At 37.9% G+C, this 23,835-nt stretch carries 19 protein-coding genes; 5 read left to right on the top strand and 14 right to left on the bottom strand.

All coding sequences use genetic code 11. From position 1 onward, the window contains the following. Nucleotides 1–168: 168 nt before the first annotated feature. Both AC0IWE_RS24280 and AC0IWE_RS24275 read right to left on the bottom strand, forming a co-directional pair. The gene (locus tag AC0IWE_RS24280) at nucleotides 169–579 is read right to left on the bottom strand and encodes an FAD-binding domain-containing protein (RefSeq protein ID WP_471795082.1); all 411 of its coding nucleotides are present in this window, start codon (nucleotides 577–579) and stop codon (nucleotides 169–171) included. Beyond that, nucleotides 519–1,442 carry a deoxyribodipyrimidine photo-lyase gene (locus AC0IWE_RS24275; protein WP_471795081.1) on the bottom strand — a complete coding sequence of 308 codons (924 nt, stop codon included), beginning with the start codon at nucleotides 1,440–1,442 and terminating at the stop codon, nucleotides 519–521. Before AC0IWE_RS24275 ends, AC0IWE_RS24280 begins: the two co-directional genes overlap by 61 nt. A 167-nt stretch (nucleotides 1,443–1,609) precedes the next feature. Between AC0IWE_RS24275 and AC0IWE_RS24270 the strand changes: the two genes are divergently transcribed. Further along, the gene (locus AC0IWE_RS24270; RefSeq protein WP_471795080.1) at nucleotides 1,610–2,515 is read left to right on the top strand and encodes a TIGR01777 family oxidoreductase; all 906 of its coding nucleotides are present in this window, start codon (nucleotides 1,610–1,612) and stop codon (nucleotides 2,513–2,515) included. Nucleotides 2,516–2,576: 61 nt separating this feature from the next. Further along, nucleotides 2,577–3,872 carry a cryptochrome/photolyase family protein gene (locus AC0IWE_RS24265; protein WP_471795079.1) on the top strand — a complete coding sequence of 432 codons (1,296 nt, stop codon included), beginning with the start codon at nucleotides 2,577–2,579 and terminating at the stop codon, nucleotides 3,870–3,872. A 3-nt stretch (nucleotides 3,873–3,875) separates the two neighbouring features. On the opposite strand, the gene AC0IWE_RS24260 is transcribed toward AC0IWE_RS24265, so the two are convergent. The 8 genes from AC0IWE_RS24260 to AC0IWE_RS24225 all read right to left on the bottom strand — a co-directional run bounded on the left by AC0IWE_RS24260 (nucleotide 3,876) and on the right by AC0IWE_RS24225 (nucleotide 13,538). Further along, nucleotides 3,876–4,874, bottom strand: coding sequence for a hypothetical protein (locus AC0IWE_RS24260; RefSeq protein WP_471795078.1), 999 nt, complete (start codon nucleotides 4,872–4,874; stop codon nucleotides 3,876–3,878). A 124-nt stretch (nucleotides 4,875–4,998) separates the two neighbouring features. Next, nucleotides 4,999–5,871 (bottom strand): FKBP-type peptidyl-prolyl cis-trans isomerase, encoded by an 873-nt coding sequence (locus AC0IWE_RS24255; protein WP_471795077.1) that lies wholly within the window; start codon nucleotides 5,869–5,871, stop codon nucleotides 4,999–5,001. 163 nt (nucleotides 5,872–6,034) lie between these two features. Further along, a complete protein-coding gene (locus tag AC0IWE_RS24250; RefSeq protein ID WP_055903211.1) occupies nucleotides 6,035–6,481 on the bottom strand; it encodes an FKBP-type peptidyl-prolyl cis-trans isomerase in 447 nt (148 codons plus the stop codon). A gap of 362 nt (nucleotides 6,482–6,843) precedes the next feature. After that, nucleotides 6,844–8,637, bottom strand: coding sequence for an acyl-CoA dehydrogenase family protein (locus tag AC0IWE_RS24245; protein ID WP_471795076.1), 1,794 nt, complete (start codon nucleotides 8,635–8,637; stop codon nucleotides 6,844–6,846). 225 nt (nucleotides 8,638–8,862) lie between these two features. Further along, entirely contained in the window at nucleotides 8,863–10,038 is a 1,176-nt protein-coding gene (locus AC0IWE_RS24240) for an acetyl-CoA C-acyltransferase (RefSeq protein WP_471795075.1), read from the bottom strand. Between the two features lie 137 nt (nucleotides 10,039–10,175). Then, the gene (locus AC0IWE_RS24235) at nucleotides 10,176–10,550 is read right to left on the bottom strand and encodes a four helix bundle protein (RefSeq protein ID WP_471795074.1); all 375 of its coding nucleotides are present in this window, start codon (nucleotides 10,548–10,550) and stop codon (nucleotides 10,176–10,178) included. A 70-nt stretch (nucleotides 10,551–10,620) separates the two neighbouring features. Continuing rightward, nucleotides 10,621–13,026, bottom strand: coding sequence for a 3-hydroxyacyl-CoA dehydrogenase NAD-binding domain-containing protein (locus AC0IWE_RS24230; RefSeq protein WP_471795073.1), 2,406 nt, complete (start codon nucleotides 13,024–13,026; stop codon nucleotides 10,621–10,623). Nucleotides 13,027–13,103: 77 nt separating this feature from the next. Then, nucleotides 13,104–13,538: a MarR family winged helix-turn-helix transcriptional regulator gene (locus AC0IWE_RS24225; protein ID WP_055903221.1), complete on the bottom strand. Its 435-nt coding sequence runs from the start codon at nucleotides 13,536–13,538 to the stop codon at nucleotides 13,104–13,106. A gap of 124 nt (nucleotides 13,539–13,662) precedes the next feature. On the opposite strand from AC0IWE_RS24225, the gene AC0IWE_RS24220 reads away from it, so the two are divergent. Further along, a complete protein-coding gene (locus AC0IWE_RS24220) occupies nucleotides 13,663–14,625 on the top strand; it encodes a hypothetical protein (protein WP_471795072.1) in 963 nt (320 codons plus the stop codon). Nucleotides 14,626–14,827: 202 nt separating this feature from the next. Here AC0IWE_RS24220 and AC0IWE_RS24215 read toward each other — a convergent pair whose 3' ends face one another. The 3 genes from AC0IWE_RS24215 to AC0IWE_RS24205 all read right to left on the bottom strand — a co-directional run bounded on the left by AC0IWE_RS24215 (nucleotide 14,828) and on the right by AC0IWE_RS24205 (nucleotide 19,716). Next, nucleotides 14,828–16,090 (bottom strand): DUF6089 family protein, encoded by a 1,263-nt coding sequence (locus tag AC0IWE_RS24215; RefSeq protein WP_471795071.1) that lies wholly within the window; start codon nucleotides 16,088–16,090, stop codon nucleotides 14,828–14,830. Nucleotides 16,091–16,247: 157 nt separating this feature from the next. Further along, a complete protein-coding gene (gene ggt, locus AC0IWE_RS24210) occupies nucleotides 16,248–17,969 on the bottom strand; it encodes a gamma-glutamyltransferase (protein WP_471795070.1) in 1,722 nt (573 codons plus the stop codon). Further along, complete coding sequence (locus AC0IWE_RS24205) at nucleotides 17,941–19,716, bottom strand: AMP-dependent synthetase/ligase (protein ID WP_471795069.1); 1,776 nt, start codon at nucleotides 19,714–19,716, stop codon at nucleotides 17,941–17,943. Before AC0IWE_RS24205 ends, ggt begins: the two co-directional genes overlap by 29 nt. Before the next feature lie 253 nt (nucleotides 19,717–19,969). Here AC0IWE_RS24205 and AC0IWE_RS24200 point away from each other — a divergent pair, with 253 nt between their 5' ends. Continuing rightward, a complete protein-coding gene (locus tag AC0IWE_RS24200; protein WP_055903231.1) occupies nucleotides 19,970–20,434 on the top strand; it encodes a hypothetical protein in 465 nt (154 codons plus the stop codon). Nucleotides 20,435–20,556: 122 nt separating this feature from the next. Here AC0IWE_RS24200 and AC0IWE_RS24195 read toward each other — a convergent pair whose 3' ends face one another. Continuing rightward, a complete protein-coding gene (locus AC0IWE_RS24195) occupies nucleotides 20,557–22,335 on the bottom strand; it encodes a M61 family metallopeptidase (RefSeq protein ID WP_471795068.1) in 1,779 nt (592 codons plus the stop codon). A gap of 419 nt (nucleotides 22,336–22,754) precedes the next feature. On the opposite strand from AC0IWE_RS24195, the gene AC0IWE_RS24190 reads away from it, so the two are divergent. Further along, nucleotides 22,755–23,831, top strand: a complete 1,077-nt coding sequence (locus AC0IWE_RS24190) for an efflux RND transporter periplasmic adaptor subunit (RefSeq protein ID WP_471795067.1) — start codon at nucleotides 22,755–22,757, stop codon at nucleotides 23,829–23,831. Nucleotides 23,832–23,835 lie beyond the last annotated feature (4 nt).

Genomic DNA, 23,835 nt, shown 5'->3' with positions numbered 1-23,835 from the left:
TTATATAAATGGCAAAAATCTCGATTAAAATAAATGAAAGAATTATAAATGGGTGAATGAGGGATTGGCATGACCTAACAGATAATAAATGGGCTGAATCCGTTAAAATTTAATCATTGAGATCTTACTCATTCAACACTCAATCATTCTATAATTCAAATACCACAATTACGATGCCCAAGTTAACGAGTAATTGCCTTTTGGATCGAGATTTTTTATATTTTTATCAAGATCGAAAACACTTTTCGATTTTTGATCGTTTCCTACTCCGGCTACATTTGCCCAATTTCCCCAATTGCTAGCGGGGTTATAATCAATCAATTTTTCTTCAAAATAAGCTGCACCAAAAATCCAGCTTACCTCTAAATTATTAATCAGATATAAAGCAGCCGTTTGCCTGGCAATGTTAGAGATAAAACCGGTTTGGTTCAGCTCTGTCATCACCGCATCCACTACCGCAAAACCTGTTTGGGCATTTTTCCATTTATTGAAGTTATCCTGTTCATTCACAACATCAATCAAACCCTGACTGCCAAAGCCATCCGGACTGAAAAAGGTATTGCCGTATTTTTTAAACATAAACCGGAAGTAATCCCTCCAGATAAGCCCAATAAAATATGATTGAACATGGCTTTGGTGTTGGGCACCCCTTCCATTTTTTTGATTTCCCAATATACTTTACGCGGAGATAAACTACCCATGGCCAACCAGGCTGATAATTTCGACGCCAGAATCAAGTTTTTGGTGGTTGCTGCCTGCTGCATAGCCACAATTACCTTTTGAAGATGGGCCAGGCCCTCAGCTTCGCCACCTACAAATTCAAAATCAGACCGCTGATCTTTTTGTTGTGGTGTAAGGTTTAAATCTGCTAATGAGGATAGTGTACCCCAATCAATCACTTCGGCTACATTAATCCGATCGGGTGCGGCAAAACATGGCTTGATAATCGAATCGCGCTCAATTTTTTTCTTAAATTGGTTAAAGGCATCAGGAATATCCTTAATCGGAAATGGTAAATCTTCCTTATTATATAAGGTATGGCCAATAAAATGCTTAAGGTTGACGCGTAATTTCCAAAGTGCATTTTCTACTAAGGTAGAAACGTGTGTTTCTTCTCTTGCTACCTCACGGTGATGGTAAACTTCGGTAATTTCATATTCCTGAACAAGCTGTGGAATAATATCTTCAGGATTACCCTGCGCGATAAGCAAATTACCACCAATCTGTTTTAAGGAACTGCGTAAACCTAAAACACTTTCTAAAATAAACTGTGCTCTGATATTACCTGTTTTTAGCGTACCATATTTTGTTTCGCCGAAAGAGCGGGGATCCAGAATGTAAACAGGCAAAATCGAATCAGATTTAGCAATAGCTTCCACCAGCATTTCGTTATCATGCAAGCGAAGATCATTTCTAAACCAGACTAAAATTTTTTTGGACATGTTTTATCGAAAAGGGTGTAAGAACGCGAATACAAATTTATCTTATTTTTTGTCTACATCAAACCTCTAAATATTTCTTTACAAACAGGTAACAAAAGCATTAGAACGGAATTAATATCGCTAAAAATCGCTTCGAAAAAACCCTTTCGTATCTTTGTTGTTTAAAAATGATGGCAAAGAAAATTCTGATTACCGGGGCAAGCGGACTAGTGGGTACTGAGCTGAAAAAGCGTTTAATAAGCAAAAATTATCTGGTAAACACGCTTTCACGCAAGAAAGGTAATGATGCAAACAGTTTTGTATGGGATGTGTATAAAGGAACTATTGATGCGGATTGTTTAAATGGTGTAGATGGGATTATCCACCTGGCTGGAGAACCTGTTGCAGATAAAAAATGGACAGATGAACGCAAACAGCAGATTATAGATAGCCGCGTAAAATCAACCGAATTACTTTTCGAAACCATAAAAGCTCAACCTGATCATCAGATAAAATCGTTCATTTCTGCTTCAGCAGTTGGTTTTTATGGCGATTGTGGAGATGAAATTTTAACAGAGGAAAGTCCGAATGGTTATGGCTTTTTAGCAGATTGCTGTAAACTTTGGGAAAATGCTGTAGACCAAGGTAAAAAATTAAGTTTAAGGGTTGTAAAACTCCGTACAGGGATAGTTTTAAGCACTGATGGCGGCGCTTTACCTCAATTGGATAAATCAGTGAAACTTTTCGCAGGATCGGCCTTAGGTACGGGTAAACAATGGACGCCATGGATTCATATTGATGATATGGTAGAAATGTATGTAGATGCCATCGAAAACCTTAAAATGGAAGGTGCTTATAACGCCTGCGCGCCTTTTCCGGTTACGAATACTACATTAACCAAAGCCATCTCAAAAACATTACACCGCCCCTTTTGGCCGATCAAAGTACCAAAAAAAGCTTTGGAATTATTATTAGGAGAACGTGTAGATGCCGTTTTAATGAGCAACAATACTTCAGCACAAAAAATTTTAGATGCAGGATTTAAATTTAAATTCACACATTTGGATGATGCTTTAAAGGATTTGTACAAATAAATTAATGGATTAATTGGTTTAATTAAGCCTAAGAAGCAAAAAACACACAACTATACTTTCCATGACTCCAATATCCATTTTCTGGTTCCGCCGCGATTTACGGTTAGACGATAATGCCGCCTTATATCATGCGCTTAAAAGTGAAAACCCGGTTTTACCATTGTTCATTTTTGACAAGAATATATTGGATAAACTGCCTAAAGATGATGCCCGCGTAACATTTATTTATCAAACGGTAGCCGATTTAAAGAAAGAACTTCAGCAGCAAGGGTGCGATTTATTGGTGAAATATGGGGAACCTGAAAAAATCTGGCCTGAGATTTTAAAAGCGTACAACGTTAAAGCGGTATACACCAACCATGATTATGAACCTTATGCCCGCGAACGTGATGATAACATGGCGGAGTTTTTAAGCAGTGAAAAAATTACATTTAAAACCTACAAAGACCAGGTTATTTTTGAAAAAGACGAAATTTTAAAAGCCGATAAAACGCCATATACGGTTTTTACACCTTTCTATAAACAATGGAATGCCAAACTAAACGATTTTTATATTAAGGCCTATCCTACTAAAAAATACTTCAAAAACCTGTTTCAGAGCAAACATTTATCCGCCCCAACTTTAGCAGAAATGGGATTTGAAATGAGTAAGCTTGATTTCCCGAAAATAAGTTATAAAAACAAACTTGATGATTATGCCAATGAGCGCGATTATCCGGCACTGGATGGCACCACACATATCGGTTTGCATTTGCGTTTCGGCACTTTAAGTATCAGAAAAGCAGTAAACGATGCAATTGAAGCAAAATCTAACGTATGGCTTTCAGAACTCGCCTGGCGGGAATTTTACATGACCATTCTTTGGCATTTCCCTTACGCTGGTTTTAATTCATTTAAAAAACAATACGATAAAATTAAATGGCGAAATAACGAGGATGAATTTAAGGCCTGGTGCGAAGGCAATACCGGTTACCCTATTGTAGATGCCGGAATGCGACAACTTAACCAAACCGGCTGGATGCATAACCGTGTACGCATGGTTGTTGGTAGTTTTTTAAGCAAACATTTGTTGATTGACTGGCGCTGGGGTGAAACCTATTTTGCCGAAAAGTTGCTCGATTATGAAATGGCGAGTAATGTAGGTGGCTGGCAGTGGGCGGCAGGCTCTGGAAATGATGCTGCGCCATATTTTAGGGTTTTTAATCCTGAACTTCAGACCAAAAAATTCGACCCTAAGTTTGAATACATTAAAAAGTGGGTGCCAGAATTCGGGACAAAAAAATATGCCCAACCAATAGTTGAGCATACTTTTGCAAGGGAAAGGGTTTTAAAAGTTTTTAAGGAAGCTTTAAGTTAATAATTAATAGTTGGAATCATCAGGCACACCTCCAGTTGTAAACCGGGTTGTACCTGTAACTGAAGTACACTGACCCGGAAAAGATGGCATATTATAGATTACTGGTCCTGTTACACCTTGAAGAGCGTTAAAACTACCAGTAAAACCATAAAATGGCACACCGTTATTCGCTGTACTAGTAAATCGTAAATCTGTTCCGTTAGAATAATAGTCAGTTTCATTTGAACGCCATCCTCCAAAAGTCTTTTTTAGTTCCTGAAGAACAGAAAAATATAAACGAGAAGATCCAAACGATACAAGATTTGGCGGTGGAGTATATTCATGCCACAATTCAACATAAACACGTCTATTATTATCTCCATTGTAAAATAATCTTTGAGATAACATTCCATTATTAAATACTGGTCCGGCCGGAGGAACAAGTGATTGTGCATTTCCAACAGACATCAGAAGTCGTTTAACCGGCAAAACCGTTACATCTGATGTATTTTTTAATTCGGTCGAATTTCTATGAGCGCCTGTATAAAGAATTAAACTATTCTCTTTAGTATATTTTCTAAATTGATCTCCAACCTTAAATTCACCTAAATTGTTCATAAAAATGGCGGAATAAGGAGTGCCAAATTTAAATGTTATTGAACTATCCTGCCTTATGGTGATTAAATCAACGTATTTCCTCTGAAATAATGAAAATGTTTCTGAATCATTAACGTCAGCATATTCTTTTTGAATATTACTATAAAGACTTCTGTACGAAGTAAATCCATTAATTGAGTGCTCCCACGAATCAAGCTGTTTAGGACTATAATTTAAAAGAACTGATCCGATAGAATCGAAAGCTTTTTGATCTCGGAATTTTAGATAGCCGTTCTCGATGCTAACAGCATCTGAAAAAGCATTTTCATTGGGGCTTCCAACATTGGATTCCTTTTTACAGGAACTAAATGAGATGACGCCTAACAAAAGTAGTATTAAGCAGTGTAAATTGATTTTGTTTTTCATATTATTTTTGTATGTTTTCCCTTACTTCATAAACATACAACTAAAAAATAAGTTATACAAACCCTATCACAAAAAAAATGCTTAACCGGTGGTTAAGCATTTTAAATAATATTATAAACAGTTACTAATTCGTAACGCTTACTATTTCAATATCGAAATCTAATGGTGTACCATTAGCCAAATCAGATGGAATAATTAAACGAAGTTTGCCTCCGGCCGTTACTTTGCCAGGTAAAATTAATTGCCAGCCTTTGTATAAATCACTCAAAATCCCACTAAAGGTTCCATCTGTACTCGTTTGCAAAACTGTACCATCCAAATAGCGAACAGTGTAGTTTGCAACTAAGGTAGAGTTCAAGTTAATTGCTGTTGTTCCAGTGCCAGGAGTAATAATATTATAGCGTGCCCTTGATGGATCTTTGATCAACGTCAGATTATTATTTGCAATAAACTTATTTATCTCTAATTCGTCAATTTCATGTCTTTTTGACTCGTTATACATTACTAAATCAACAAGGATATTTTCGTTTGAGCCAATGTTCAAAGTACTTAGTCCATTTTTACCAAAAGCTAAATGCGAAGGCATAATCAGCGTAGCTTTACCTCCACGGTTTAACTTTGTAAACACTTCTCTAACAGGAGTAAAAACATAATTAACGGCATTACTATTAATTGAGAATTGATCTGTGTAACCTAAATAGGTCCCAAGAATCATTAAATCTGAAGTTTCCTTTAGGATCTGTCCTGATAATGTTTTAAAAGTATATGTATAAAAGATCGAATCTTGATTGGCAACTTTGCTACCAGTGCCTTGAGTTACTATGTTATAATAATAGCCTTTTGCATCTTTTGTAAAATTAAGATTATTCTTTTTTAAATAAACCTGAATAGCTGCATCATCTACACTTTCAATAGATTCATAATCCTTTTTACACGAGCTGAAAATGGTGGTAGCTAGTAAAAGCGTAAATAAGCTAAGTTTAGTAAAATTGTTCATTTATTATTGTACGTCTGTAAGTGTTATAGTTAAATTGGGCATACCAAAAATATAATATGTTTAAACTTAACCATCATCCGCAAAAATAAGCTTTTAATACGGATGCTACAATTTTTAACCTATTTTAACAAATAAGCACGTTATAAACATTTTAAAAATGAGGCTATTGCGCGTTCGAAAGCTGAATGGTAAAATCCAGAACTGAATTAGCCGGAATAGGACCTGTAGCGCTGCTGCCGTAGCCTAAACTTGGTGGAACGATTAATCTAATTTCTCCACCTTTCTGGATTTTAGGAATACCGATTCTCCAGCCGGTGATTAATTCGGCAAGATTGAAAGTTTGCTCTTTACCACCCCCATTATCAAACACGCTGCCGTTTAACAATCTGCCTTCATATTTAATGGTGATTTTAGTATTGCTTGGATAAGCAAACGAACCAGTACCCGGCTTAATGATTTGATAATATAAGCCAGAATCATCTCTAACGGCATTAATATTATTTTGCTTGATGAAATCAGTAATTTGCTTTTCAGGATCTTCATCCTTTTTACAAGATGAAACTGCAACTACACATAAAAAGAGTACGGTAAGGAATCTAAATTTAATCATGTGGCGAAAATAAGATTTTAATCTCATATAGCTAAGTACTTATGATTTTTTTGAATACAGCTATCCTTATTTCCTCCAGTGGAGAAATCTTTATATATGGTTTTATTGCAAATTTAAAGATTTTTCGACTACGTTGCTCTTCGCTCGAAATGACGTCGATTGGAAGAAAAACCTCTTAGAGATACGTCATTTCGACCGCAGTAGAGAAATCTTTATACATGGATTTATAGCATCTTTAAAAGATTTTCCCGACTACTTTGCTCTTCGCTCGAAATGACGACGAGTGCAAGGGAAGCAAAAAAGGTTTAGTGCCTGAGTTAATGCACCCAAACCCTAAACCTTTAACCTCACACCTTCTACCCTTAAAAAATATATTTATTCGCTTCAATAAGTTGTTGTGCAACTCTCTGGCGGGCATCTTTAACATTAAACGGCTCTACTTTAGTAAAACGGCGTAAACCCACCAACATCATACGTTGCTCATCGCCTTCGGCAAAAGCCCAAAGTGCTTCTTTACCTGCTTTGGCAATCCCATCTACGGCTTCAACTAAATAAATGCGTAATAAATCCAGCTGACCAGCTGCTGCTTCCTCACCACGGGTACTTACTAACTTTTCCGTTCTCAATAAGGCTGATTCAAGCACGTATACATAACCTGCCATATCGGCAATATTCATTAAAATTTCCTGCTCTTTGCTTAAAGTCATCATCAACTTTTGTACTGCAGCACCGGCTACCATTAAAGTTGCTTTTTTCAAATTCGCCAATACTTTTTTCTCTGCTGCAAACAAGGTAGTATCCTCTTCACCAAAATCGGGGATGCTCATTAGCTCGGCGGCCACTGCGGTAGCTGGTGTCATTAAATCCAATTCCCCTTTCATGGCACGTTTCAGCATCATATCAACGGTTAATAACCGGTTGATCTCATTCGTTCCTTCAAAAATCCTGTTGATCCGCGCATCGCGATAGGCTCTATCCATAGGTGCATCGGCACTAAAGCCCATACCACCGTAAATCTGTACGCCTTCATCAACAGTATAATCTAAAGCTTCTGAACCCCAAACTTTTAAAATGGCACATTCCACAGCAAATTGCTCTACTGATTTTAACCTGGCCTTACCAGATTCCATTCCACCGGCAACCAATTGGTCGTAAGTATCATCAATATTTTGTCCTGCACGATAGTTTGCAGCATCAACAGCATATAGTTTAGCTGCAATTTCTGCAATTTTAAAGCGAATGGCGCCATATTTCGAAATCGGGCGACCAAACTGGATCCGCTCATTGGAATAATTAATGGCTGTATTTAAAGTTGCTTTTGATGCACCGATAGCCGCGGCAGATAATTTAATACGGCCAATATTTAGAATGTTTACCGCTATTTTAAACCCGTTTTCTCTATCACTCAACATATTCTCAACAGGTACGGGGCAATCGTTAAAGAAAACCTGACGGGTTGATGAACCTTTAATGCCCATTTTATGCTCTTCAGGATTCATGGTGATGCCACCAAAATCTTTTTCTACAATAAAAGCAGTTAAGTTTTTGTCATCATCTATTTTAGCAAAAACGATAAAAATATCAGCAAAACCACCATTGGTAATCCACATTTTTTGTCCGGTGATGATATAATGTTTACCATCCTCGCTTAATTTTGCTTTTGTTTTACCAGAGTTGGCATCCGAACCCGAATTTGGTTCAGTTAAGCAATATGCAGCTTTCCACTCGCCTGAGCCCAACTTAGGGATATATTTGGCTTTCTGCTCTTCATTTCCATAATATAAAATCGGCAAAGTACCAATACCGGTATGTGCAGAAAGTGCAACAGCAAAAGAGTGGCCGGCACCTACAACATCGGCCACCAACATAGACGTGTTGAAGTTTTTACCAAAACCTCCATACTCCTCTGGTACCGATACGCCAAGAATACCCAGTTCGCCAGCTTTGGTTAAAAGTGTTGGCATTAACTCAGGATCTTCCTGTTTATCTATTTTATCTAAATTGGGGTAAACTTCTGCCTCCAAAAAATCGCGACAGGTTTGTGCTATCATTTGTTGTTCTTCATCAAATTCTTCAGGGATAAATACTTCCTGATAAGTGGTATCCTTAATTAGGAATTCGCCACCTTTAATTGTTCTTTTTTCAGTTGTTTCCATTTTTATAAGATTTGAGAAATGAGATTTGAGATTTGAGACCTGCTCAAAATTCAAACTCAAATCAGTAATGTTATTTTTTTATGATGCGTCATACTGAATTTATTTCAGCATCTTTCATGCTAAGCCACTTTGCAATTAGACCCTGAAATAAATTCAGGGTGACGACCAAACATAGCATTTGCTTACTCGCTTGTGATTGCTTCGTACCTCGCAATGACGATCTGTCTATAAAAGTTCAAAAATCCCCGCAGCTCCCTGCCCTGTTCCTACGCACATGGTTACCATTCCATATTTCTTGTTCTGCCTTTTTAGCTCATTCATAATCTGAACGGTAAGTTTTGCTCCGGTGCAACCTAGCGGGTGACCTAATGCAATTGCGCCTCCGTTTACGTTTATCACATCAGGGTTTAAATCCAATGTTCTGATCACCGCCAATGACTGCGACGCAAAAGCTTCATTTAATTCAATTAAATCGATATCCTCTTTTCTTAAACCAGCTTGTTTTAATGCTTTTGGAATGGCCTCAATCGGTCCGATACCCATAATCCTCGGCGGAACGCCTGCAATGCCATAACTCACTAACCTGGCAATTGGCTCGGCATTAAGCTCTTTCATTTTCTTTTCTGAAACCACCAATACAAAGGCTGCACCATCGGATGTTTGCGAAGAATTACCTGCTGTAACGCTTCCTACCGCATCGAATACCGGTTTCAGTTTGGCAAGTTTGTCCAAAGTTGTATCTGCACGCGGACCTTCATCGGTATCAACAACATATGAACGTGTTTTCTTTTTAAGATTGTCATCCAAGTAATTTTCATTAACTGTAATGGGTAAAATACCATCTTTTAAATGACCGTTAGTTATGGCATGAATGGCTTTCTCGTGTGATTTTAATGAAAAAGCATCTTGATCTTCGCGACTCACATTATATTCTTTGGCCACAGCTTCGGCTGTTAAACCCATCCCCCAATACCAGTCGGGATTATTTTTAGCAACTTCTGCATTTGGCACTAATTTCCATCCACCAAAAGGCATTCCGCTCATTACCTCTACTCCACCGGCAATAATACAATCGGCCATGCCGGCTTTAATTTTGGCAACCGCTGTTGCAATGGTATCTAAACCTGATGCACAATAACGGTTTACAGTAACCCCAGGCACCTTATCGGTATCCAAGCCCATCAGCGAAATCATACGGCCAATATTTAAGCCTTGTTCTGCCTCTGGTGTAGCATTACCTACAATTACATCATCAATCTGTTCATTATCTAAATTCGGAACCGATGCCACTAAAGCCCTGATTACTTCTGCGGCTAAATCATCAGCTCTTGTAAAACGGAATACGCCACGGGGCGCTTTGCCCACTGCTGTACGATATCCGGCTATAATATATGCTTCCATTGTTTAAGATTTGAGACTTGAGATATTAGATTTGAGACTTATTCAAACCAATAACTCAAATCGATTATTATTTAGATTTGAGACATTAGATGTGAGACGTGAAAAGGTAATCTGTTTCCAATCTCACATCTAGTTTCTCACATCTTTTTCATATTAATTTTCTTTTCCAGCATTTGCTGGAAACCATAAGTCATTTTTTGTAATTCATCGATCTTAGACAGTAAAGGATCTAAAATCTCAGATTCGAGAATAGATAGCTTGTTAGCGATCACCAATTGTGTTTGTAACTCGTAAGAAGAGCCGTTGGCTATACCTAAAAAGTTGTTAAACTCTTTAACTGAATTTCTCCCGGCACCTTCGGCAATGTTAGATGGAATTGAGACTGCTGCCCTTCTTGACTGACTAATCAAACCAAAGCGTTCATCAGTTGGAAATGTCGATGTTGCCTTGTAAACATCAACAGCTAAATCGATAGCATTATTCCAAATTTTTAACTCTTTTAAATTATTCATTTCTTTTATTGTAAAGCTTATGCTATGACCGAAGCGGCCTGTCTCAAATCTAATATCTCCTATCTCACATCTAATTCCTAAGAGGTTTCCCTTTTGTAATGATGCTCTGAATCCGCTCTAACGATTTGCGCTCTCCTGCCAGTGATAAAAATGCTTCTCTTTCGAGATCCAATAAATATTGTTCGGTTACTTCTGTGGGAGATGATAAATCGCCGCCACACATTACATAACCTAATTTTTCGGATATTTTTTTATCGTGTTCCGAGATAAAATGCCCTGCATACATACTATTTGCTCCTGCATATACAATTCCTAAGCCCTGCTTACCCAAAACTTTAATATCCTTACGCTGAACGGGTTTAGTGTATCCTGCATCAGCCAGCTCTATCGCTTTCGCCTTTGCATCGGCCAATAAACGGTTGCGGTTCATTGAAATTGAGAATTTATCTTTCTGCAGATAACCCAGTTCGTAGGCTTCATAACCTGATGTAGAAACTTTAGCCATCCCTATCGTAAGGAAACGATCTTTCAGGGCATTTTGCACAATCTGATCATCTTTATATTCATCAGAGGCACGTAGTGCAAACTCTTTTGTACCGCCACCACCAGGTATAACGCCCACACCAAATTCAACCAAACCCATATAAGTTTCGGCTGAAAGCTGAACATGATCGGCATGTAAGCTAAATTCGCAACCACCGCCTAAAGTTAAATTATGTGGTGCTACTACAACCGGAATAGAGGAATAACGGATGCGCATGGAAGTATTCTGAAACATACGGATTGCCATATTCAATTCATCCCACTCCTGCTCTACGGCCATCATAAAAATCATCCCTACGTTTGCACCGGCAGAGAAATTTGCACCATCATTACCGATTACCAAACCTCGGTAATCTTTTTCGGCCATATCAATTGCTTTGTTGATCCCTGAAATTACATCACCGCCAATGGTATTCATTTTGGTGTGGAATTCTACATTCAGAATGCCATCGCCCAAATCGATAATGGAAACACCTGAGTTTTTCCAAAGGGTTTTATTTTCGCGGAGGTTATCTAAAATGATAAATTCGTCGGTTCCTGGTAAAGCTTTATAACTTTTGGAAGGAATATCATAATATTTTTTAACGCCGTTTTCTACTTTATAAAATGAAGTATTTCCGGCATCGAGCATTTCGTGCACCCAGGCCGCGGCTTTATTACCATATTGCTCCATTCCTTCAATGGCTTCTTTTACACCTACGGCATCCCAAAGTTCGAAAGGACCAAGCTCCCAGCCAAAACCTGCACGCATGGCATCATCAATGCGGTATAACTCGTCTGAAATCTCTGGAATTCGATCTGAAACATATTCAAATAAACCAAAAGAAGAATGACGGAACAATTCGCCTGCTTTATCTTTCCCTTTGGCAAAAATTTTCATGCGTTCGCGAAGGTTTTCAACCGGCTTGGTCATTTCTAACGTGGCCGATTTTACCTTTTGCTGAGGTTTGTATTCTAAAGTTTTTAAATCCAATGCAAGGATTTCGGTTTTACCATCAGCAGTTTTAGTCTTTTTATAAAAACCCTGTTTGGTTTTATCGCCCAGCCATTTATTTTCTTCCATTTTCTGCACGTAAGCAGGAAGTTTAAACAAATCGTGTGCTTTATCATCCAAGCAATTATCATAAAGACCTTTGGCAACTTTAATCATGGTATCCAAACCAACCACATCTGAAGTACGGAAAGTTGCCGACTTTGGTCTGCCTAAGGCCGGACCAGTAAACTTATCTACTTCTTCTACCGTTAAATCAAGTTTATCAACCAAATGCAAAAGTGCCATAATTGAATAAACGCCTACCCGGTTGGCAATAAACGCTGGTGTATCTTTACATAAAACAGTTGTTTTACCTAAAAACTTATCTCCATATTGCATCAGGAAATCAACAATTTCGGGCTGCGTATGTGGTGTTGGAATAACTTCCAGTAATTTTAAATAGCGGGGCGGATTAAAAAAGTGTGTTCCACAGAAATGTGATTTAAAATCATCACTTCTTCCTTCAGCCATTAAGTGGATTGGAATACCTGAAGTATTCGAAGTAATTAATGTACCTGGTTTGCGGAATTGCTCTACCTGTTCGAAAACTTTTTTCTTGATATCCAGATTTTCAACAACCACTTCTATTACCCAATCGTAACCGGAAATTTTAGACATATCATCATCAAAATTTCCTGTTTTGATTTTATTTAATGCTTTTTTGCTATAAACCGGCGAAGGGTTTGTTTTTACAGCTGTTTGCAATGCTGTGTTTACAATCCGGTTTTTTACCGCTGGGTTATCCAGTGTTAATCCTTTTGCCTGCTCTTCGGGGCTCAAATCTTTTGGGGCTATATCCAACAGCAAAACCTCAACCCCAATATTGGCGAAGTGGCATGCAATACGCGAACCCATAATACCCGAACCTAAAACGGCAACTTTATTAATGCTTCGTTTCATTATTATTTGCTTTTCTGTAGTTTGACAGAACCATTTTTATGTAATAACCTATCAAACAGGTTTGATTATTATATTTGTTAATCAACAGTATAGGCTACTGTGATATCATTTAGTTTTATCAATAGATTTATAAAGGTTTCTTTCTCTTTTTTAGAGAAATGCTCATCCAGGTATTCATTAAATTTCCGAACAACACCTTTGGCCAATTGCTTTTTCTCCTTACCGAAATCTGTAAGAAAAACCTTTACCGAACGTTTATCTCCGGCAGAAGTTTCACGATAAATAAGATTAGCTTCTTCCATGTTATTCAACATCCGAGATAGGCTGGTAGCCTTTACACCAAGCAAGCCCGCTAAATTTGAAACTGCAGTTCCTTCAGCATCATCTATATTAATAAGCATGTAACCAATAGCCTGCGTAATGCCAAAACTGGAAGCCATTTGGTTGTACTTATTAAACATATTTTGCCAGGCAAACTTAACGTGGTAATCTATGGTTTGTTGTTGTTTCATTTTGCTAATTTATTATGCTTGCATAACAAAGCTAGCGAATGTATTTTGTTAATGCAAATAGAAAATTTAAAATAATTGTTAAAATTTTTCTATAATAGACGTGCACAATTGAAAACGTTTTACTATGCTAAAAGTTAGATTAATAACCTGCCTAAGTATCTTTATTTTATGGACCACGGTTTGCCACAGCCAGGTATCGTATTTTGGAGGCGCACTTTTAAACAGCCAGAAATTAGAGATATTTAAAAAAACAACTACCTTATTTACACTTCAGTATACCGATTATGCCGAATTGGAGAAATTTGATCAGGCGATTAAAAAAAACTGGACAATTACCCCTTATAAAATCATCAAACCTGAAGAGCTTGCCCGCTTCGATACGCTTGCCAATTATTCATTTTTCTACTTTGACGGTTACAATGAGAAGCTGGATACTACAACCAAGGTAAATGTAGTTTATGCATTAAAATTAATCACGCCATCTAAAAAACCTAAAATTAAAGAAGAAAGCATACTTGCTACGGTTACGCTTTTTGCGGATCAGAATACGAATTTGCTGATTGAAACGCAAGACCAGCAATTTGGCTCAAAAAGAAGCATAAAAAGCAATCTTTTATCTAATCTATATAATAAATCAAGCTTTTTAAATTGGTCGCCGGGCTTTTTAACCGGATATTTAAAGCAGATTAACGATGGATTGCTGGCCAACGAAAACTGCAGTATTGATTACCAATTTTACAATAAGGTACGCTTACCTGCGCTGGCAAAAGAAACACTTTATGTACCTGAATACATTAAGCAGGTATTTTCGTCGAGATTAACACTTTTGCCTCCATCAGGCACCATTGCAGAGCCTTACAACTACAAGCTTAAATTTGTATCGTATAAAGTGCTTGATAGCTTAATTCTGAACAAAGAAAATAGTGTTAAATACCTGGTTTATACACAACGATCCAACGATAAAATAATTAGTATTTACGATAGTAAGGATGATAAAATTATTTATCAGCGATTTTATCCGCAATCACTAAATTTTGAAATGAATGATTTAAGCCAGATTAAAAAAGTTATTGTTTCGCTTAAATAAAAATTTGGTGAGCATTCAATAGAATAGTCGCCATTACTGAAGATGGACAATAAGCCATCTTAAAACGATCGCTTTAATTATAATAGTAAGGTTGCTTCAGCTAAAAAGCCCTCCAGCACTGACGACGGTGTTGCTTAAAACCTATTAAACATAAAAAGTCCCGATTTGCATCGGGACTTTTTATTGTGTTATTAAAAACAGACTAGTAAAGTGTAAACTCTACACGACGGTTTTGTTGACGACCAGCTGCTGTTTTATTGGTAGCAATTGGTTGACCCATTCCGTAACCTGTAGCCTCAATACGTGATGCATTGGCACCTTGAGAAACTAAATAAGCTTTTACAGATTCTGCTCTATCTTTCGATAAACGCAAGTTTAATTCTTTAGAACCTGTATTATCAGTATGACCAGCTAATTTTAAGCTGAAGTTTTTCTGAACCAATAATGCAGCAACTCTATTTAAAGAAGCATAAGATTTAGAACGGATTGTTGCTTTACCTAAATCGAATTCTAAGTTTTTAATCGCTTCCCTAACTACTTTACGATCTTCTTCTGTTACGATTACTTTTTCAACAACTTTTTCTGGAGTTTTTAATGGACAACCAGAACCGTCTACTACAGTACCTGCAGGAGTATCAGGACATTTATCTAATTTATCTGCAACACCATCACCATCAGTATCTTTCAGGATATCATTCATTTCTGAACGTAATTTTGCATTTTCAGCTTTTTGAGCATCTAAATCAGATTTTAAACCATCTGCAGTTTGTTTTGCTTTTAAAGCTTCATCATAAGTTAAAGCAACCGGATTGTGGAAAGCCAATTGTTTTCCGCTACCCAAAGCAAATTCTAAACCTGCATAGGCATAGTTATATTTATCACTTCCGTTTTTGTAATAACCATCTAAGTTATCACCATCAAGGAAGTTGATTGTCCAACCTAAATCAAAATTAACAGCGTCTGAAATTTTAAATTTAGCACCTAAACCTACCGGAATAATTAATTCGTGGATGTTATCACCACCACCAAACTCCGAAGTTCCGGCGGCAGTTGTAATTGTTGGTTTGTAAGCAGCAATACCAGCACCTGCAGAAGCATATAACTGTAAAGCGTTCTCTTTTTTAAACATATCTATATTGAACATGTTTACTACTGCATTTAAACTTCCTGAATACGATAATTCTGTATCGAAAGCTTTTACAGGTGAATTGTTAACCAATCCACTTTCATAAGGTTCGGTATTATCACCTTTTAATTTTCCACGTACTCCATCTAAACGTAGTGAGAAGTAAGGTGTAAATTGTTTTTTAATGTAAAGGCCGTAACCTAAGCTCGATTTGTTGTTACTAAAATCATTTTTACCTCCTAGCGGAGAAAGTGGAGTTAAAACTCCTGCATTCACACCAATCGACCATGTTCTGAACGTTGCTGTTGAAGTTGCAGGGCTCTCCTGAGCCTGAAGCAACCGATCCGATTAATAAACCAGCGAGTGCAACTGGTAGCGTTTTGAATAGTTGTAATTTCATATTTTTCTATTATAACGTTGAATAAGCGTTGCCCTTCCTTTACAATAGCCATACCAAAAATACACACTTGTAAAAATACTTATCAACTTTTCAACACTAATAGCCTATTGCTTTATCGTCGCCACGTGGATCGGCACCCCCCTGATAATTGCCCCATTTGTTTTTCAAAATTGCGTCTACCCTTCCTATAGGGCCTCTTACCTCAAGTTTATAACCTTTGGCCCTCAATTTCTGTACACTTAAACTATCCAATGCATCTGGTTCTAAATAAACTTCATCAGGCAACCATTGGTGATGGAATTTTTTAGCAGCAACTGCCGCTTGCATAGACATATAGAAATCTATTACATTAATAATTGTTTGAAATACAGAGGTAATAATGGTCGATCCGCCGGGTGTACCCACAACCATAAATAAATGTCCGTCTTTTTCTACAATACTGGGAGTCATTGAGCTTAACATTCTTTTATTTGGGGCAATGGCATTGGCTTCTCCGCCAACTAAACCATACATATTTGGTGCGCCTGGTTTAACGGAAAAATCGTCCATTTCGTTATTAAGTAGAAATCCTGCACCTTTTACCGCAACTAACGATCCATAAGAGCCGTTTAAGGTGGTTGTAATTGAAACCGCATTTCCATCATGATCTACAATAGAAAAATGTGTGGTTTCTTCGTGTTCTGCCCCTTTTATTTCGCCAGCCAGTACTGCGCTGCTCGGTGTTGCTGCTGCCCAGTTAAAATTTGCCATGCGACTTTTATTGTATTCGGCGCTTAACATTTGCTGTTGTGGAACGGCATAAAAATCCGGATCGCCCAGGTGTGTGGCCCGATCGGCATATACCCTTCTTTCGGCCTCTACAATTACCTGTACGGTAGAATCAGCATTGTGCCCCCATCTTTTTAGTGGAAAAGGCTCTACAGATTGCAGCAATTGAATTAGCGCAATACCACCGCTAGATGTTGGCGGCATGGTAATAATTTTATAACCCCTATAATTTCCGGTAATGGGTTTGCGCCAGGCAGAATGGTAGTTTTTTAAGTCGGTTTTGGTGATAAGCCCTTTACCACGCTGCATTTCTGCCACAACTGAATCGGCAACAGCTCCCTCATAAAAACCCGCACGTCCTTTTTCCTGAATCAGTTTTAAGGTATTGGCCAGTTCTGTTTGCACCATTATTCCATTTTCCTGCCAGGTACTTTCTAAATTAACAAAAGCAGTACCATTAGGATTAAATTCCATAAATTTCCGGTGCAGGCTATTCAGTTCTTCTGCTTGCCTTTTGGTGATTTTGAAGCCATTTTGTGCCAAATCTATAGCAGGCTGCAACACTTGTGCCCATGATAATTTACCATACTTTTTGTGCGCTTCTACCATTCCATCAACTGAACCCGGAACACCGGCTGCTAAATGGCCGTAGAGGCTTTTATCTACAATGGGGTTACCCGCAGCATCAAGATACATATCTCTATTGGCAGAAGCAGCAGCCTTTTCACGAAAATCCAATGCATTAATTTCTCCATTGGCCCCACGGTATACCATAAAACCACCACCCCCAATATTACCGGCATTGGGATACACTACGGCAAGCGCAAATTGCACTGCCACCGCAGCATCAACTGCATTACCTCCCTTTTTTAAAATCTCGATACCTACCTGTGAAGCTTCGGGATGGGCAGAAACCACCATACCATTTTTGTATTCGCCACTATTGTTTTTACCCAATTGGCCGGTAGCACAACCAGCCAACAGCACCACACTGCTTAGGTAGATTAAAGATTTTTTAAGTTTATTGAGGGGCTTTGTAGTTTTCTGCATCTTTATATATTTTTTCTATTACCGCATTGTTTTTCTCGGTAATTACTTTTCTTTTTAAACTTAACTTCGGGGTTAGTTCACCGCCATCAATACTCCACTCTTTTGGCAACAGTGCAAATCTTTTCACTTGTTCCCATTTACCAAAACCAACATTTGCAGCTTCTATTACTTCATTGTATTTGGTAAGCACTTGTTCATTTTTAATAATTTCTTCGTTAGTGGTAAAGGCAATGCCTTTTTTACCTGCCCAGGTTTTTAGGGTTTCAAAGTTGGGAACAATCAGTGCCGAAGGAAATTTCCTGTTTTCGCCCAATACCATAATCTGTTCGATAAAGATTGATTCTTTATATTTATTCTCCAGGATTTGCGGCGCAACATATTTGCCACCGGCTGTTTTAAACATTTCTTTTTTACGGTCGGTAATTCTTAAATAGCGGCCTTCAACCAATTCGCCAATATCTCCGGTATGGAACCAACCTTCGTTATCTACAGCCTCATTTGTTAAATCGGGCCGGTTATAATAACCTTTCATTACCTGGTGCCCACGGGTTAAAACCTCACCATCTTGAGCAATTTTAACTTCTACACCTTTAATTACCTCTCCTACCGATCCGAACATGGTACCGCCAAAATGGTTAACAGTAATTACGGGCGAGGTTTCTGTTAATCCATAACCTTCGAAAACCGGCATGCCTGCTGCCCAGAAAATCCTGGCCAAACGCGGATTTAGTGCTGCTCCTCCTGATACAATGACTACAATTTCGCCACCCAGCGCTTCCTGCCATTTTTTAAAAACAAGTTTGCGGGCAATGCTTAATTTAAAATTATACCAGGCTCCGGCATCAATGGTGTATTTTTCGGCTAAAGCTACAGACCAGAAGAATATTCCTTTTTTAATTCCTGTTAGTGCCTTGCCTTTCTCCATAATCTTATCGTAAACTTTTTCAAGCAAACGCGGAACGGTAGAAAATGCATTTGGTTTAACGTGCTGTATATCGGCCACAATGGTATCCATACTTTCGGCATAATATATCCCGGTATAGTTAAAAAGGTACAGATAAATAATCATCCTTTCGAAAATGTGCGAAAGGGGCAAAAAACTCAATCCTTTTTTAACACCTTCGGGCATTACCACAGCAGAGTTTACAAAATTTGCCACCAGGTTATTGTGTGTTAACATTACCCCTTTTGGCGTGCCGGTGGTACCGGAAGTATAAATTAAAGTTAAAATATCTTCTGGGGCTACATTATTGCGGTATTCATCTAAATTAATATCTAAACTTGCCTTGCCTGCATCTATCAGTACATTCCAATTTTCAGCCTCTTTAATTTCATTAAAACTATAAATTTTGATGCCTGGGTTTATTGCCTCAGCGCAGGGTTTAATCTTTTTATACAATTCTTCATCTGCAACGAAAATGATCGAAATCTCCGCATCTTTTAATATAAATTCGATATCGTGTTCGGCAAGCGTTGGATAAAGCGGAATCTGATAGGCACCAATCTGGTTTGCAGCAAAATCGGCAATGTTCCATTCGGGTCTGTTGTGCGACATTACCGCTACCCTACCGCCTTTGCTTATGCCTTGTTTAATTAACCCACGACTAAGGTTATCAACAGCATTACAAAAATCGGCTGTACTATAATTTATCCATTTTCCATTAACTTTTCCGCTGATGAACTCTTGCTTAGGATTTTCGAGGCTATATTTCAAAAGATCAAAAACCCGTTTAATTTCTGCCGCCATATGAATAGTATAATATTTGGTTAAGTTAAAAAATCAAACATAAAGATTGATATCTATATGCTTCTTTTATGAAAATAATACCTCGTGATGTATAAAAACGCAAGCATTAAGCTTTATAAAATAAAATTAAATAAACTTAGCAATTACAAAATTACTATGCAAGCATTGTTTTTCTGATTTTAGATTTTGACCTAAAAAACATAAACGGCATTAAAGTTGTTAGGCTGATAATTATTTACAAAACATATAAAATATGAAAAAGTTATTTACAATTTTAGGATGCATTGCATTGTTTGCCCTTACTACAACAACCGTTAAAGCTCAAAACTACAAAACCGGACTTGGTTTAGGTATTGATTTTGGAGATGGTGCCACATTGGTTGGTCCTTCGGTAAGACATCATTTTAGTCGTAAAGCTGCTATTCAAGGCGAGGTTTTATTTGGTGGAAACTCTACTATTATTCAGGGTTTTTTACAATACAATTCTTCAATCCCTGGAGCTAAAGGTTTAGACTGGTATTTAGGTGGTGGTCCATCTGTTCAATTGTATGATGGCGGTTCTAGCTTTTATTTGGTTCCAATGGTTGGTTTAGATTACAAATTTAGCGGTGCGCCTTTGGCATTGGCTTTAGACTGGAGACCAAGACTTTACCTTGGCGACAATGATAGCGACTTTAATGCTGGCCGTTTTGGTTTAGGATTTAGATACACTTTCTAGGTATAGCGCATGGCGCGGAGCGTAAAGCGTTACATAAGAAATCCCGTAAGAAATTCATCTTACGGGATTTTTTTGTGGGGTTTAAGTTAACTGCAAATTGAAAACTTTTAACAGTAAATTGATTAAACCCCTGTCCATTTTTTTAACACAGCCTTTTGTGCCGGAGTTGCATTTTCGTTAACAGTGGCTTTTAAACGCACACTAGGATTTTCTTTTAAGGTTAAAGAAATTTCTTTTTCAAGTCCATCGCGTTTAACCTTTAGTTTTAATACATCACCAATATTCTTTTTGGCAACCAAAGGAATTACATCCAAAGAAATTAACGGACTTTTTAACCTAACGGTAGCTAGTGCATCGCTTAGTGAGGTACCATCTAAAGTAAGCACTACATCATTCACATTTAAACCGCTAATCCATGCGGCAGAATTCCTTGTTGTTGAGGAAATTGCCAGACCATCATTTGTTAACTGGCCCGAAGCTCCTGTAACCGGTTTACCAGGGGTTGCATTTTCGGTAGAAACATCAACACCAGCATAACCGAAGTATTTTACATATTCGGCATCATCCACGCCATTTACATATTTAGCCCAGAAATTGGTAAAGCTGATCCCTGATATTTTTTCTACCATTGCTTTAAATTCTGCATCGGTATAACCACGTTTAAGCGTTTTGCATTGCAGATACATTGCTTTCATTACATCATCCAAACTTTTAGCACCTTTTGTGGCATTGATGATTTCGAGGTCCATTAAAATTCCAATTACCTCTCCTTTGTTATAGTAAGAAATAGAATTGTTTTTAGAGTTCTCATTCGGGCGGTAGCCTATTATCCAGGCATCGTAGCTAGAAGCAGCTGCCGATTGGTATTTGGCACCAGGTGTATTTAATACGGTTGCAACACCACCAGCCAGATCTTTCAAAAACTCATTTACATCGGTAAAACCAGCCCTGTGCACGTATTTATTTTCGTAATATGAGGTAAAACCTTCGGCTACCCAAAGGTTGGTGGTATAATTCTCATTGTCGTAATCAAACGGACCCAATGCCACCGGGCGTAAACGTTTAACGTTCCAAAGGTGATGGTATTCATGTGCTACCAGGCTTAAAAAACCTTTATAACCTTCTGCAGTGCTGTATGCATCTCTGGTTGCACCTAAGGTTGTAGAGTTTAAATGTTCTAAACCGCCGCCACCTCTTAAAAAATTATGCACAATGAAAAGATAGTATTTATTTGGATTTTCGCCATAAACTGCCGTTTCCTGATCGACAATTTTGGCCATATCTACTTTAAGTTTTTCTTTATCATAATTACCACCACCATACATGGCTACTTCATGGCGAACGCCAGAAGCTGTAAATTCAAAAATATCCTGGTTGCCTACTTCGATTGGGCTATCGTAAAGGATATCAAAATCTGTAGCCTTATAAGTAAATTGCTCACCAGCAACAGGCGTTAAACCGGTAGAAACTTTACTCCAGGTATTAAAAGGAATAATTTTTACGGTGCTAGGCGATTTAATCATCCCGTCAGGATGCATAAAAATTCCTGTTGGTGATAAAAAAGCATGAGATTCATCTATAAAAGGTGTACGCACAGAAATTTCGAATGCATAAACACGGTAATTGATCTGGATATTTGCTGCTTTTGCAGAGAAAATTCTCCAGGTATTTTTTCTTACTTTTTCTACCTTAACGGTTCTTCCTCCAGCGGTGGCCTTAAATTCTTCAACACTTTTTTCAAACTCACGCACAAGATAAGAACCGGGTGTCCAAACAGGCATTTTTACATCTACGTAATCCTTTGCCAAGCCAGATATATTCATCTGAACTTCTGCATAATGTGCTTGCGGCTCTTTAAAAGAAACCTCGAAGCCTATTTTAACTTGCGCCTTAGCTGCCATAATACACGTTAGTAGTAAAACTAAACTTAAAATTGATTTTTTATTAAACATATTCACTTGTTTTGCTGCAAATTTATATTTATTGGTGAGGTTTTAGAATAAAATAGCTAAATGTGGTGTAAAATAGTTGTTTCCGTCAGATGCGTACATAGCAGATGGTTAATGATTTTTTAGCCAACTTAATCCTAAATAATCAATTTGCTTTCTCATCTCTAACTTAGTTACGGGGATATAAACAGCAATTACATTGTATCAGCCAACGGATTAACACCAAACTAAAACTGTAAAGCCAAACGGAAAAGCTGTAACATCCTTAATACAACAAATTTAGGACTAAACTATTTGAATATTTTTACCCTCTAATTCCAGAACATTAATCTTATTTTAATGTTCGGAATACGCACGACACAAATATAAACATGAAGAAAAGGTATATTATCTATGCTGTTTTAGCAATAGGCTTGGCCTATCTGGTATATTACAGGATTAACGCAAACAAAAAACTCGAAGGGAAAGGCGGCGGTGCAGCTGCAGGGGCAGGAAAAGGCAAGGCCGGAGGTAAAGATGGAAAATCGGCTCCGCTTGTGGTAGATGGTATTGTAGTAAAAGCAACATCGTTTGATAACGACCTTGAGGTTACGGGTGCCATTGATGCAAACGAATCTGTGGTATTAAAAAGTGAAGTTTCTGGTTTGGTTACCGGGATCTTTTTTAAGGAAGGCACAACGGTATCAAAAGGAAGCGTACTGGTTAAAGTAAACGACAGAGATATACAGGCTCAATTACAGGATGCGCTAACGAAGCAAAAATTATCTGGCACGAATGAAAACAGGGCGAAACAGTTATTGGCCAAGGGCGCAATCAGTCAGGAAGAATACGACACTTCGCTGGCCGATCTAAAATCGTTGCAGGCACAATCGCAATTAATCAGGGCTCAATTGGCTAAAACCACCATTAGGGCACCTTTTACAGGCAGAGTGGGTTTACGCAGTATATCAGCAGGAACCTATTTAACTCCAGCAACCGTTATTGCGAATTTGGTAAGCACAAACCCCGTTAAAGTTACTTTTTCAGTTCCTGAGAAATATGCCGGACAGATTAAAATAAACTCTGAAATTACTTTCACCACCGATGGATCTTCTAAAGAAAACAAGGGAAAGGTTTATGCGATAGAACCAGGAATTAATGCCGCTACCAGAACATTACAAATTAGGGCCTTGGCTCCGAACGCAGATAATGCACTGTTACCAGGCTCATTTGCCAAGATTAAACTGGCTTTAAATACGCTTCAAAATGCCATTCTTATCCCGAATGAAGCTGTTGTTCCGGTTTTAAAGGGTAAAATTGTTTACATTCAAAAGAATGGCAAAGCACAGGAGGTTAAGGTAGAAGCCGGAACCCGTACTGATGAAGATATTGTAATTACCTCAGGATTAAAAGTTGGCGATACCGTTTTAACTACCGGATCGATGGCACTAAAAAAGATGCTCCTGTAAAAGT

The sequence above is a fragment of the Pedobacter sp. AC402 genome, from assembly GCF_979252805.1.
Note: the sequence above shows the minus strand (reverse complement) of the source record. Positions and strands in the feature narration are given on the sequence as shown.